A 12,373-nucleotide genomic window follows, 5' to 3' on the forward strand; every position below is an offset into this window, starting at 1 on the left:
GCCAACTCGCCAAAATGAGAGCTGGCTAACTGCACGGCGCACCGTTTTGTGAGTCATATCAAGCTGGGGTCGGCACGCTATAGCTGACGCCTCAACCCTTGCAACAAACAGGCAAAAAAACGGGCCCGCTGTTCGTTGCACACGACAGCGGGCCCGTTTCACCATTCATGCCGATGAGGGGGCTCAGAAGTAGATGCGGGTCACCGACTCGATGACGCAACCCGGGCGGCGGATCCCTTCGATCTCAACCTTGATCTCTTTGAGCAACTCCAGCCCACCCTTGATGGGGGTGACCCGGGCCAGCTTGGTGCGGGCGCGGATGTTGCTGTCCACCTTGATGGGGTAAGGGAAACGTACCTGATCCAGCCCGAAGTTCACCACCATGCGGGCGGTCGGGAACTCGGGGGTGGCCTCATCGACCGAGCCGGTCAACTGCGGCAGCAGCGCCAGGGTCAGGAAGCCGTGGGCGATAGTGGTCTTGAAAGGCGACTCTGCGGCCGCACGCTCCGGATCGGTGTGGATCCACTGATGATCCCCGGTCACTGCAGCAAACTGATCGATCATCTGCTGGCTGACGTGCAGCCATTCGCCCACATGGGTCTCTTCACCAATGCGGGCCTGTAGGGCGGCATAGAGCTCGGCCGCCTCGGCCCCCAGCTCAACTGCGGGTTCCTGAGCCACGGCAGGCTGACCGTTGGCTACTTGTGCCACGGTTGCTGCATCCTGTTGCTGCTCGCTCTGGGACTCGGCTTGCAAGTCCAGCACACGCCCCAGCAAAGGGTGAAGATGTGCCTTTTGCTGAAACTCACGCCAGTAGTCGCGGATCGCCGGAGAGAGCCAATCCTTGAGCTCAAAGGGGTGCTGCGCCAGAATTTCGCGCTTGCGCTTCAGAAAATCGACAACTTTCATCTACCGATCCCTATTTGATTCAATGCCTGTAAAGAGGTCTAACCAGTCCTATTTTATTAAAGTTTCAGCTGTAAGTGCAAAAAAATCTCGGCGTACACCTGTACCAAGGCGGAAGTAACTACTTACACCATGTAAACCAGCACGATCTGCCAATGAGGAAATCGATTGCCAAAGATGCCGCCAGCAGGGGAAATTCGCGGTGCTCATCATGAAAAAAGGCCCTCGTCGGGCCTTGTGGTGGGGAGTCAGCGCGCGCTCGACCAGCCGCGACGCAATCCCTCTTCATCCAGGAAGGACCAGGCGAGGATCCGGCTCACCTTGTTGCCCTGTGCCATGTCGATCACCCGTACCTGACGTGCCCCCACCCGGCTCAACGCCTTTTTCGCCCCCGGCAGATTCTCTTTTTTCGACACCAGCGAGCTGAACCAGAGACACTGAGTAGCAAACTCCTTGCTCTGGGCAATCATGTTGGCCAGAAACGCCGCCTCGCCCCCTTCGCACCAGAGCTCGGCCTTCTGGCCGCCAAAATTAAGCACAGGGGCGCCTGTCACCTCCTTGCCCAGATTGCGCAGCTTGCGCTCCGTCCCCTTGCTCGCCTCTTCCAGCGACGCGTGGAACGGCGGATTGCATAGCGTCAGGGCGAAGCGCTCCTTCGGCCCTATGATGCCGCGAAACACATGGTTGGGGTTACCCTGCAGGCGGCACTCAATCTGGTTGCCGAGTCCGTTGCTCTTGGCCAGCAGGGTGGCTGCCTTGACCGAGACCGGATCGATATCCGATCCGACAAAACGCCAGCCATATTCACGGGCCCCCAGCAGCGGATAGATGCAGTTTGCCCCCACCCCGATATCCAGCACCCTCACCCCCTTGCCGGTAGGGAGCTGGTCTGCGCTCTCGGCTAGCAGGTCGGCCGCCCAGTGCAGGTAATCCACCCGTCCCGGGATAGGCGGGCAGAGGTAACCGGCAGGCAAGTCCCAGTGGGCAATCCCGTAGTGATGGGCCAGCAGGGCGCGATTGAGGGTCTTCACTGCATCGGGATCGGCAAAATCGATGGTGCGGGTGCCGTAGTCATTGATAAAGACGTGGGCAGCCAACTCGGGAGTTCGCAGGCAGAGCGCCTCAAAGTCGTAACCTGCCTGATGGCGATTACGGGAGTGAAGTCCGGATTTGCGGTCGCCCGACTTGGGGCCACCGGCTGATGGGATGCGGGGTTTCATGCTGAGCCTGCCGAAGAAAACGGGCCCACACTATAGTGATTTGACTCGGGAAAGTCTAAACGAGGGCAATAAAAAACCGGGCTATCGAGCCCGGTTCAAGTGAGGTTGGAAAAACAGTCCGTACTGCGAGCCGTTTGTCCAGCCTGACTCAGATATCGATCCGGCGAGCTTGCCAGAACTTGTTGCGCCAATATTGGCTATCCAGCTTGGAGCGCGTCACACCGGCTCGGGTCGAGGCATGGATGAATTCACCATTGCCGACATAGATACCAACGTGGTTGAGACGACGATTGATTTTGAAGAAGACCAGATCACCTTCGACCAGATCCTGCTTGGAAACGCGCGTCCCTTCATGGACTTGGGAGCGGGTATCGCGGGGTAATTCGATACCGACGGCATTGCGGAACACTTCACGGGCAAAGGCGGAACAGTCGATACCGCGCTGGCTGCTGCCACCCATCCGGTACGGAACACCACGCCACTCTTTATATACAGTCAGGATTTCATTCACATCGGGTGTCTGGGAAGCTTCCGGTTCGATGACAGGTTCAACCATGGAAACTTCGATCTTGCTTGCGACCTCGGGTTGGGGTGCCGAGGCACAACCCACCATTCCGAGCGCGACCAGCAGTAGCATCAGGTGGCGCAATCCTTTATCCCCGCTAAATAGTAAATCTTGTTAAAATACGGCCCCAAAGGGCAATTTATAAGGCAACAGCACCCGACTATATCCAAGAATTCTATCGAGGCAAGTGAAAATCCCTATCGAGCTCACATTTTTGCAAGGAAATGCACGATTTTTCATAATTAATGTGATCATGCCCAAACAATATACAATCGCAAAAAGAGCCTTGGGCCTCATAGATAACTGGCTTTTATCCCTGCTTCAGCACCTTTTTAAAGTGAAAAATAATGATCGAAACCGATCTTTTTTTGTTAAAACCGGCCAGGGTATGCCAGGAACTGCTTGCTCAATTGCCTGAATGGCTGTCAACCGATGAGCAGCATATCTGGCAAGCCATGACCCATCCTGAACGGCGTCAGGAATATCTGGTGAGCCGCTCCCTGCTGCGCCAGCTATTGGCCGAGCGGCTGCAACAACCCGCCGCCAGTCTGCAATTTTGCAACGGCCCCCACGGCAAGCCCCGACTGCATGATGATGCTTGGCAGTTCAATCTGAGCCACAGTGGCAGCTGGCTGGTATTGGCACTCTGCCCGCAGGGGCCGCTTGGGGTGGATATCGAACTGGGCAAACGGCGGCATCATCCCCTCCCCCTGGCCCGCCGGTTTTATGCACAGAGTGAATATGAGTGGCTCTGCGCACAGCCTGCTCAAGAGCAGGAGAGCGCCTTCTACCGGCTCTGGTCACGCAAGGAGGCGGTACTGAAAGCCCACGGTGGCGGCATAGCGGCGGGACTGGAGAAGGTGCGATTTATCCCGGAGGAAGGATGGCGACTCGACAATCGACTCGATGACACCCCTTATCAGGTACAGGATTGGCCATTTGCCAGCGGCTGGCTCAGCCTCGCGGCGACGGCAGCCCCCGTGACCTTTTACCGGCTGGATGAGCGCTTGAATTGCCACTCGCTTAACCCCATGTTACTCAACACCCTTTCTGAAGAGTCCAACTCATGATCGTCGACATTACTCCCCAGAATTTTCACGCTGAACTTATCGATGCGTCCATGAAGAAGCCGGTCGTCATCTATTTCCATGCTCCGCAGATGCCGGAGTGCCAGGGGATGACACCGCTGATCGAATCACTGGTTGGGCCCGCCAATGAGCAGGTCACCCTGGCCAAGGTGGATATGAACGATCCCCAGTTGCAGCCGCTGGCCAGTCAGCTCGGCCTGCGCGCCCTGCCCGCATTGGTGCTGTTCCATCAGGGTCGCCCTGACGAACAGGGGATCATCGAAGGACCGCAGGATGAAGCCACCCTGCGCCAGTATTTCGCCGCCTTCGCCCCCAAAGAAGAGGAAGAGTTGCTGGCCAAGGGACAACAGGCGCTGGCTGACGAGCAGCCCAGCATCGCCTATGCCCATCTGACCAAGGCACACCAGCTAGCTCCTGAACGTCACGACATCAGCCTGTGGCTGATCCAGGCCGCGCTCGACCTCAACCTGCTGGAGGAAGCGCAGGAGCGCCTCGGCACCATCCCGATGGCGGCGCAGGATAGCCACTTCCATACCCTGAGCTCACGGCTGGCGCTGGCCCTGCAAGCGGCAGACAGCCCGGAACTGCGCGCGCTGGAAGCCCGTCATGCAGAACAGCCTGATGATTTTGCCCTGACTCAGGAGCTGGCGGTGCAATACAACCAGGCTGGTCGTCAGGAAGAGGCGTTGGGACTGCTGCTGGAGATCCTCAAGCGGGATTTGGCATTCGGCGATGCCAGAAAGACCTATCTCGATATTCTGGCGACCATGGGCAGCACACCGGCGGCCCAGAGCTACCGTCGCAAACTCTATAGTCTGCTCTACTGATCGGAATCGAACTGGCTGGTAATGATGGGGGAGTGCCGGGAGACCGGCATGACCTCATGGGTCAAGTACGAAGAAGGTACTGTGGGAATAAGGTGCTGTGGGAATAGTGAAGATACGGTGAATTTCAGGCAAAAAAAAATGGCGCAAAACTGCGCCATTTTTTTCGCATGGATTACTTCTTGTAGGAAGTAGCCATGTTGTCGATGCGCTGGTTAGCACGCATAGCTTCTTGCTTGGCTTCGGCAACATCAGCAGCGATTTTGGACTGATCAGCACGAACTGCGCTAACATCTTGAGCCAGTTGGTCAACTTTGTTAGACAGATTCTGAACGGAAGTTTCCAGTTCGCTGGTGTTTGCACAACCGCCCAGCAGAGCGGACAGACCAACAACACCTACCAACAACAATTTTTTCATTTTTAAAGCTCCCTTGAACTCGCCAGACGTTTAGCAAGCGGCGTGATTATGGCACAAAAAAATCCTACTTTGCATAGTCCCCACCACAGATAAATGCATTAAAACCCTCATTTTTTTTTGAATGAACAGTTTTTGTCCAGATTCGTCTAAAAAATGAGTGCCGTGTGGTGGGGGCACGGACAAAGGTTAACCAAATTTTTGCCTTATTACAATTTCGTATGAGGCTCAGGCTGTACGTTCTGACAACAATTGACGATATTGCACCAGATCCTCGATGGTCAGCACCGGCATCTGGTGCTTGCGACCGAACGCAACCAGGTCTGGCAGACGCGCCATCGAGCCATCTTCTTTGGTCAATTCACACAACACACCAAACGGTTTGAGGCCAGCCAGCTGCATCAGATCGACCGTCGCTTCGGTATGACCACGGCGGGTAAGCACCCCACCGGTTCGCGCCCGCAGCGGGAAAACATGACCCGGGCGGTGCAGATCGCCCGGTTTGGCGCCGTCTGCGATGGCTGCACGGATGGTGGTGATGCGATCAGCAGCCGAGACACCGGTCGTGACCCCCTGCGCCGCTTCGATGGTCACGGTAAAGGCGGTCTGGTAGTGGCTGGAGTTGGCCTCCACCATCATCGGCAGTTCGAGCTGGCGAACCCGCTCGTCGGGCAGGCAGAGGCAGACGATACCGGAGCACTCGCGGATCATCAGCGCCATCTGTTCATTGGTCATGGACTCGGCGGCGAAAATGAGGTCGCCCTCGTTCTCCCGATCTTCATCGTCGGCCACCAGCACGCCGCCTCCGGCACGCAAGGCAGACAGCGCCGCTTCGACACGGGCAACGGGATCACCGAATTCACTGAGTAGAGACTGATTCATGGTAAAACTCCTAAACAAGACAAGGACCAGAATCAGGGCATGGAAAGGCAGACAGAGACGGGCATGCAGCAGCCAGCCCACAAGGGCCAACACGGCAAGGTCTGTCTTATCCTCTTTCATCCGGACTATGACCGTCGGCTCCGGCATCTCACCGGATCTGCTGACCCCGACCCGGCAATCAGCCAAGTCGGGCGCTCGCGGGCTCCCCGAGTCAATCGGGATACCGCCGGTGGGGAATTGCACCCCGCCCTGAGAATAAGCGCAGACAGCCTAAAGAAAAACGGTTGCAGATACCAGTCAAAATCCCCCGCAGGCTGAAAAGCGTTTCAACATTGCGCCCGGGATCCCGCTCTGCGGCCCGCTCGCCAGCACGAGAGGCCATGACTGGCGAATTTCTTTATGGCGCGGATCGGTTTATGGCATAGTTCCCGAAACCAAAAAACAGGGCCCGAAAAGAGAGCCTGAACAACGCTGCCGGCGCAGACAGCAGCGCCAACACCACAAACGGAAAATGACAGAGATGGAAAAGAAAATACTGCTCACGGATTGCCCGGATGCCAAAGGGCTCATCGCCAAGATCACCAACATCTGCTACAAGCACCAGCTCAACATCATCAAGAACGATGAGTTTGTGGATCACGAGAATGGCCGCTTCTTTATGCGTACCGAGCTGGAGGGGCGCTTCAACGACGAGACCCTGCTGGCCGACCTCGATGATGCCCTACCCACCGGTGCCCAACGCCGTCTGGTCAAGGCGGGCAAGAAGCGCATCGTCATCCTGGTGACCAAGGAGACCCACTGCCTCGGCGATATTCTGATGAAGAACTACGCGGGCGCGCTGGATATGGATATCGTTGCGGTGATCGGCAACTACGATACCCTGGCCGAGCTCACCGGCAAGTTCGATATCCCGTTCCACACCGTCAGTCACGATGATCTGAGCCGGACCGAACATGAAGAGCAAGTTCGCGCCATCATCGACAGCTATGAGCCTGACTATGTGATCCTGGCCAAGTACATGCGGGTGCTGACCCCGAGCTTCGTCGAGGCCTATCCGCGCAAGATCCTCAACATCCACCACTCCTTCCTACCCGCCTTCATCGGTGCCCGCCCCTACCGGCAGGCGTTTGATCGCGGCGTCAAGCTGATCGGCGCCACCGCCCACTTCGTGACCGACGATCTGGATGAAGGCCCCATCGTCGAACAGGACGTGATCCACGTCGGTCATGCCTTCAGTGCGGACGACATGGCCAAGGCGGGTCGGGATGTGGAGAAATCGGTGCTGAGCCGCGCGCTGGAGCTGGTACTGAACGAGCGGGTGTTCGTCTACGGCAACAAGACGGTGGTCTTCAAGTAATTCGCCCACACGGCCCGTATGCAAACACCAGAAACAACAACGGCTCCCATGGGAGCCGTTGTTGTTTCTGCGCAAAATATCAGAGCGGCAGATCGTTTACCGTCACCGCGCCCTTCTCCAGCTTCAGCTCGGAGGTCAGCGCTTGCTTGTCGGCCTTCAGATAACCCATCAGGGTCAGCTGATCGAGCATGGGGGCCAGTTGCGGCACCGCCTTACCCAGCTTGTCGCTAAGGCTGGCATGCAGCACGCCGGAGAGGGCCTGCATCCCCGCGTCGCTGTTGAACAGCTGCTCCAGCGAGGTGGAGGCCAGCTTCACGTCCCCCTTCATGGTCACCGCCTCACCGTTGAGCTTGGCGCTGAGATCGGCCAGTTCAAGGGTCGCGCCACGTTTGAGCATCTTGTCCAGCGCCTGCTGGATGGCGGCATCTTCAACCCCCTTGCCACCGGCGGCCTGCAGCCCCTGATACCCTTCCAGATCCAGACCGTTGAGGTTGAGCGCCAACTTGCTGTCGGTCACCGCCAGGGTGTCGGTCTCGTTCTCCAGATCCAGCTTGGCAATTTTCATCTGATAGCTGCTGGAGAGGGTCTGGGCATCATCACCGGTCAGCTGAGTCTCGGTGGTCATCCCCTGCAGGGCGACCTTGACGCTGTCAGGCAGTTGCACCGTGAGGGCCGAGAGGGTCATCTCGCTCTGGGGCGAGAGGAGCACACCGCTGATCTCGGCAATGTCGGCACTCCCTTTCAGATCAGCCAGCACCAAGTCCATCTTGCTCTGCTCTTCATGGACCGTCATCCCCTGCCAGGTCATGGTGAGGTGACCATTCCCCTCCAGATTGCCGTGGAACTCGCCGCTCAGGGGCAGGAAGCTGAACTCGTCCAGCCCCTGTTTGATCTTGAATTCATTGGCCCAGAAACGGCTGCTGTTACCCTGGGTCCAGAGACTGGTGACCGACTCCAGACCGAGTTCCCACTGCTCCATGCCCAGTGCGGTGAAAACCGGCGCTAGCGTGCCATTATGGGTATCGAGCAGGAAGTGGCTCTTGATGTAGAGCGGCAGGATCTGGCTCTTGACCATCAGTTGCAACTCGATGGGCTGACTGCCCTCCAGCTCGCTGTCGATGGCAGCCAGCTCCTCCGGCGTTACCACGACCTTCAGGATCCCGTCACGGGTGAAAAGGTTGCTGCTGCCCGGCTGCCATTGCATGTCGAGCCCACTCTCTTTCTCCACCTTGGCGATCTGCTCCGCCATGATGTTGTCGAAGCTGTTGCCCGTGTACCAGCACGCAGCCAGACCACCACCTACCAGTGCCGCACCCACGGCGAGGGCCACTATCTTTTTCATATATCCATGTGTCTCCAGGGAGTTGTCACTGCACTCTACGGGGCGGACTCGGGGCTAGGCAAGTCCAATCAGATGGCGAGTCCACTTTCTTGCGGCTCGCCACAACATCACAGCAAGGGGCTGAAGAGATAGAAGATGTTCTCCATCGCCTTCTTGTACCAGGGGCGGGCCTGCCATTGGGCCAGGGTCATCGGGGTGGCTTCCGCCATATAGCCCTGTACCAGCCGGGTCATCTGGGCCACGAACGAGGGGTTATCCACCAGCAGGGTCACCTCGAAGTTGAGCCAGAGGCTGCGCCGATCCAGATTGACCGTCCCCACCAGCGCGAAGTCATCATCCACCAGCACGCTCTTGGTATGGAGCAGACCGGCATCGTAGCGGTAGATCTCCACCCCGGCCGCCAGCAGCTCCTCCATAAAGGCGTTGCAGGCGTAATTGGCCATGATGGAGTCGTTGCGTGCCGGCAACACCAACTGCACCTGCACCCCGCGCGCCGCTGCCGAACTGAGTGCGGCCGCCAGCGGATCGTCGGGTACAAAGTAAGGGGTCGTCAGCACCAGATGACTGCGCGCCTGATAGATAGCCAGCAACAGGCTCTGCTGGATGCAGTCGCCGCCGACGAAGGGGCCGGACGGGATCAGCTGGGCGCGGTAGTTGGTCTGGGGCCAGGCCTCCGGCTCATGCTGCAGACTGTCGAGCAGCCGCTCGCCGGTCTCCATCTCCCAGTCCCAGACGAAGATCGACCACATCAGCGGCACCATGGGCCCCTGCACCCGGATCATGATGTCGACCCACTGGCCGACCCCGGCATCCTGCTTGAAGAAACGGGGATCCACCATGTTCATGGAACCGGTGTAACCCACCCTGTCATCAATCACCACCAGCTTGCGGTGCATCCGCAGATCCTGACGCTGGAACAGAATGCGCCAGGCGCCGACCGGCAGCACCTCCACCAGCTTGACCCCCGCCTTGCGCAGCTTTTTGGGCCAGTGGGAGCGGAAGAACTGCTTGCTGCCCACCGAATCGAGCAGCAAGCGACAATCCACGCCTCGTTGCGCCACTTCAATGAGCGCCTCGCACACCTCGTCGGCATCGCCGCCCGGATGCCAGATATAGAACTCCAGATAGCAGGAGAGCGTCGAGCGACGGATATCCTGGGCTATCTCGCGCAAGATCCAGTCCGGCTTGTTGAGCAAGGTCATGCGGTTGCCGGAGAGCATCGGCATGGCGAGCCGTCCCTGGATGAAGATCGTGCAGCGGCTGTGCCTTGGCGCCCACTTCGCAGCAGTGCTGCGGGAACAGACGGGCCAGCTGGCGGATCCAGATGGCATAAGGGCGATACATGGCCTGGGCGCGCTCGGCACGGCGGCGCCCCAGCTTTATTTCACCAAACAGCACATAGAAGCCAACCCCGGCAAACGGAATGGCATAGATCAGCGCCAGCCAGGCCAGCGACACCCCGATGGGACGGCGTTTCATCACCACCCGAAACGACACACCGGTGACAATCACGGTATGAAAAAGCAGTAGCAGCCAACCCAGAAAACGGGAAAACAGCAGTTGAAGATCGTGTTCCAGACCGTTAAACAACGGGGACTCCTTCTAATCGACAAACAGCGCGGTGGGCAGACCCCAACCGGCCGTGATGGTATGCTGTAAGGCAAATCCATTCTATCAGGTCGCACGCATGATCCTGCAATCTATGCTGCTCAGCCTGGCCATGCTAGGCCAAGGCTCATATGACATCAATGAGCAACAGATAAACCAGTACCTGCAATCTCAGGTGCAAGTCGACAAACAGCTGGAGCTGCCGGGCATCATCAAGGCCCATGTGACGCTTGAGCAGAGCGACGTCCAAATCGGTCGCCAACGCCCCGATACCGCCCGGGTCTATGGCAAGGGCAAGCTCAAAATCGCCCTGCCAGACAATACCGAATATGACGCCCGCCTGCAGATGACCTATGAGGCGAGGCCCCGCTATGACAAGAGTCAGAGCGCGCTGTTTCTCGATAACATGAAGCTGGTGGAGTACAAGCTGGAGCCGGAGGCGGCCGAGAAGAAGTTCGGGCTGATGCTCAACATGCTGCTGCAGAGCATGGAGAAGCGGCTCGAGACCAAACCGGTCTACAAACTCAATGACAAGGACCCGGATCAGGCCTGGCTGAAGGAGAATCTGCTGGGGCTGGAGCTGTCACCGGGCAAGATCCACCTGCTGACCAAACCCCGCTAAACCGCTCAATTCAGGAGGGGCTGGGTGGTATCCCGTACCAGCAGCTCCACCTGATAACCCTGCTGCTGCTGCCGCTCGTAGAGGGAAAAAAGCGACCCGCTCAATTGATTGAGGGGCATATCGGCAAACCCGGCCTTGAGATAGAAAGGCTTCTCGAAGGGCAGCGCCTGACAGACCACAGGTTTGTCCAACAGACCGTGACAGGCGTGCTGCAGCAGCCGTGACCCCAATCCCAGCGACTGGTAGTGGGGCAACAGGCGAAAGCCGCACAGATGGTAAAACTCCTCCTCGTCCCGCAACCGAACCGCCCCCACCAGCCAGTGAGCATCACGTACGACAAAGATCCGCTCGGCCAGATCCGGCACATAGTGGGAAAACGTCGTCTCGTAATAGTCCCTGATAAGGGAGAGGTCGGCGTCGCAGTACTCTTCGAAAGTGAGTTCCATCGCCAGCTTGCTTGTCACAGACAAATCCTTTGATAATCAGTTATTAGTGCCAGATACGGTGCGCTAATCCGACCACATGACGCCAGCACGATAGCATGCCTTTCGTCAACAAAAAAGCGGACGTCGTGGGCAGCTTGCTTACCCGGTGGAAGAGGCCATGACCCACCGCCCGACTGCCAAAACTGTGCTTTATGATGACAATCCTTTATTGCGGCGGATACTTTGATCCCGGTCACCGAATCGGATCATTTGCCCCCTGTTGGCAGCTTGTTCTGCCCTCGTCATGATGCTTTACTCAACATGGTCATCACAAGAAGGAGTATCAGGGTTGAAAGCATGGATGCTGGCAGGCCATATGTTGTTGATCCCCCTGAGCGGATGGAGCCAGACTCCCCCCCCCGCGGAGGTGATCTTCCTGACCGCAGCTCCCTCCCCCTTGCGTCCGAGCAAAGATGCCACTCCCGCTTCACAACCCGACACCGCTCAAACAGCGGTAGTCGCCACCAACGGCAAGAAGCAGATCCAGGTCTATAAATCGGTGCAACAAAACGGGGTGGTTCGCTACTCCGACATGGCGCCCGAACAGGGCCATTACGAACTGCTGCTGTTCAACGACTGCTTCGCCTGCGACCCCAAATCCAGCGTCAACTGGCAGACCACAGGACTGTTTCTCTATGACTATGCCAGCACCATCAAGGCAGCAGCAAAGACCTATCAGGTTGAGCCTGCGCTGATCCGGGCGCTGATCCATGCGGAATCCGCTTTCAATCCTCTTGCGGTCTCCCGCAAGGGAGCGATGGGGCTGACCCAGCTGATGCCCGCCACGGCGCGGGAGTTGGGGGTCGGCAATGCCTTGCTGGCGGAGCAGAATATCTTCGGCGGAGTGAAATACCTGGCGGGACTGCTCAAGCAGTATGACGGCAACGTGGCGCTGGCGACCGCGGCCTACAATGCCGGCGCGGGCGCCGTACAAAAACATGGCGGTATCCCGCCCTATGCGGAAACCCGTGCCTATGTGGAGCGCGTCCAGCTCCTCCACCTGCGCTACAAAGAGATGCTGCAGGCCAAAGGGCTCTGAGGTTAGCCTCAGTTAATGCT

12 protein-coding genes, 1 pseudogene and 1 riboswitch are annotated in these 12,373 nt (G+C 58.0%); of the genes and pseudogenes, 5 read left to right on the top strand and 8 right to left on the bottom strand.

Features of this window, described 5'->3' with window-relative positions:
• Positions 1-183: 183 nt before the first annotated feature.
• From ACTG2J_RS14150 to ACTG2J_RS14160, 3 genes are all read right to left on the bottom strand, one after another.
• Complete coding sequence (locus ACTG2J_RS14150; protein WP_019445964.1) at positions 184-909, bottom strand: MaoC family dehydratase; 726 nt, start codon at positions 907-909, stop codon at positions 184-186.
• A 245-nt stretch (positions 910-1,154) separates the two neighbouring features.
• Positions 1,155-2,126 carry a 23S rRNA (adenine(1618)-N(6))-methyltransferase RlmF gene (gene rlmF / locus ACTG2J_RS14155; RefSeq protein ID WP_113739161.1) on the bottom strand — a complete coding sequence of 324 codons (972 nt, stop codon included), beginning with the start codon at positions 2,124-2,126 and terminating at the stop codon, positions 1,155-1,157.
• A gap of 148 nt (positions 2,127-2,274) precedes the next feature.
• Positions 2,275-2,763: a C40 family peptidase gene (locus ACTG2J_RS14160; RefSeq protein WP_005334331.1), complete on the bottom strand. Its 489-nt coding sequence runs from the start codon at positions 2,761-2,763 to the stop codon at positions 2,275-2,277.
• Between the two features lie 275 nt (positions 2,764-3,038).
• On the opposite strand from ACTG2J_RS14160, the gene ACTG2J_RS14165 reads away from it, so the two are divergent.
• Together ACTG2J_RS14165 and ACTG2J_RS14170 are read left to right on the top strand one after the other, a co-directional pair.
• A complete protein-coding gene (locus ACTG2J_RS14165) occupies positions 3,039-3,761 on the top strand; it encodes a 4'-phosphopantetheinyl transferase family protein (protein WP_113739160.1) in 723 nt (240 codons plus the stop codon).
• Positions 3,758-4,606, top strand: coding sequence for a tetratricopeptide repeat protein (locus ACTG2J_RS14170; RefSeq protein ID WP_113739159.1), 849 nt, complete (start codon positions 3,758-3,760; stop codon positions 4,604-4,606). Before ACTG2J_RS14165 ends, ACTG2J_RS14170 begins: the two co-directional genes overlap by 4 nt.
• 172 nt (positions 4,607-4,778) lie before the next feature.
• Here ACTG2J_RS14170 and ACTG2J_RS14175 read toward each other — a convergent pair whose 3' ends face one another.
• On the bottom strand, positions 4,779-5,021 hold the full coding sequence (locus tag ACTG2J_RS14175; RefSeq protein WP_005334342.1) for an Lpp/OprI family alanine-zipper lipoprotein: 243 nt from the start codon (positions 5,019-5,021) through the stop codon (positions 4,779-4,781).
• Between the two features lie 225 nt (positions 5,022-5,246).
• Entirely contained in the window at positions 5,247-5,900 is a 654-nt protein-coding gene (gene ribB / locus ACTG2J_RS14180; protein WP_005334344.1) for a 3,4-dihydroxy-2-butanone-4-phosphate synthase, read from the bottom strand.
• A 104-nt stretch (positions 5,901-6,004) separates the two neighbouring features.
• Positions 6,005-6,161: riboswitch (FMN riboswitch) on the bottom strand.
• Between the two features lie 259 nt (positions 6,162-6,420).
• On the opposite strand from ribB, the gene purU reads away from it, so the two are divergent.
• Positions 6,421-7,257, top strand: a complete 837-nt coding sequence (gene purU / locus ACTG2J_RS14185; RefSeq protein WP_019445959.1) for a formyltetrahydrofolate deformylase — start codon at positions 6,421-6,423, stop codon at positions 7,255-7,257.
• Between the two features lie 79 nt (positions 7,258-7,336).
• Here purU and ACTG2J_RS14190 read toward each other — a convergent pair whose 3' ends face one another.
• Both ACTG2J_RS14190 and cls read right to left on the bottom strand, forming a co-directional pair.
• Positions 7,337-8,599: a DUF945 family protein gene (locus ACTG2J_RS14190; protein WP_113739158.1), complete on the bottom strand. Its 1,263-nt coding sequence runs from the start codon at positions 8,597-8,599 to the stop codon at positions 7,337-7,339.
• A gap of 107 nt (positions 8,600-8,706) precedes the next feature.
• A pseudogene (gene cls / locus ACTG2J_RS14195) lies at positions 8,707-10,189 on the bottom strand (cardiolipin synthase).
• Between the two features lie 97 nt (positions 10,190-10,286).
• Between cls and ACTG2J_RS14200 the strand changes: the two are divergent.
• Complete coding sequence (locus ACTG2J_RS14200) at positions 10,287-10,829, top strand: DUF1439 domain-containing protein (RefSeq protein WP_005353308.1); 543 nt, start codon at positions 10,287-10,289, stop codon at positions 10,827-10,829.
• Between the two features lie 5 nt (positions 10,830-10,834).
• On the opposite strand, the gene ACTG2J_RS14205 is transcribed toward ACTG2J_RS14200, so the two are convergent.
• Complete coding sequence (locus ACTG2J_RS14205; protein WP_041980377.1) at positions 10,835-11,275, bottom strand: GNAT family N-acetyltransferase; 441 nt, start codon at positions 11,273-11,275, stop codon at positions 10,835-10,837.
• A gap of 328 nt (positions 11,276-11,603) precedes the next feature.
• On the opposite strand from ACTG2J_RS14205, the gene ACTG2J_RS14210 reads away from it, so the two are divergent.
• Positions 11,604-12,353, top strand: coding sequence for a lytic transglycosylase domain-containing protein (locus ACTG2J_RS14210; protein ID WP_414627608.1), 750 nt, complete (start codon positions 11,604-11,606; stop codon positions 12,351-12,353).
• Positions 12,354-12,373 lie beyond the last annotated feature (20 nt).

Origin of the sequence: Aeromonas sp. 6P (assembly GCF_051919525.1) — a bacterium.
Classification (GTDB): Bacteria; Pseudomonadota; Gammaproteobacteria; order Enterobacterales; family Aeromonadaceae; genus Aeromonas; species Aeromonas veronii.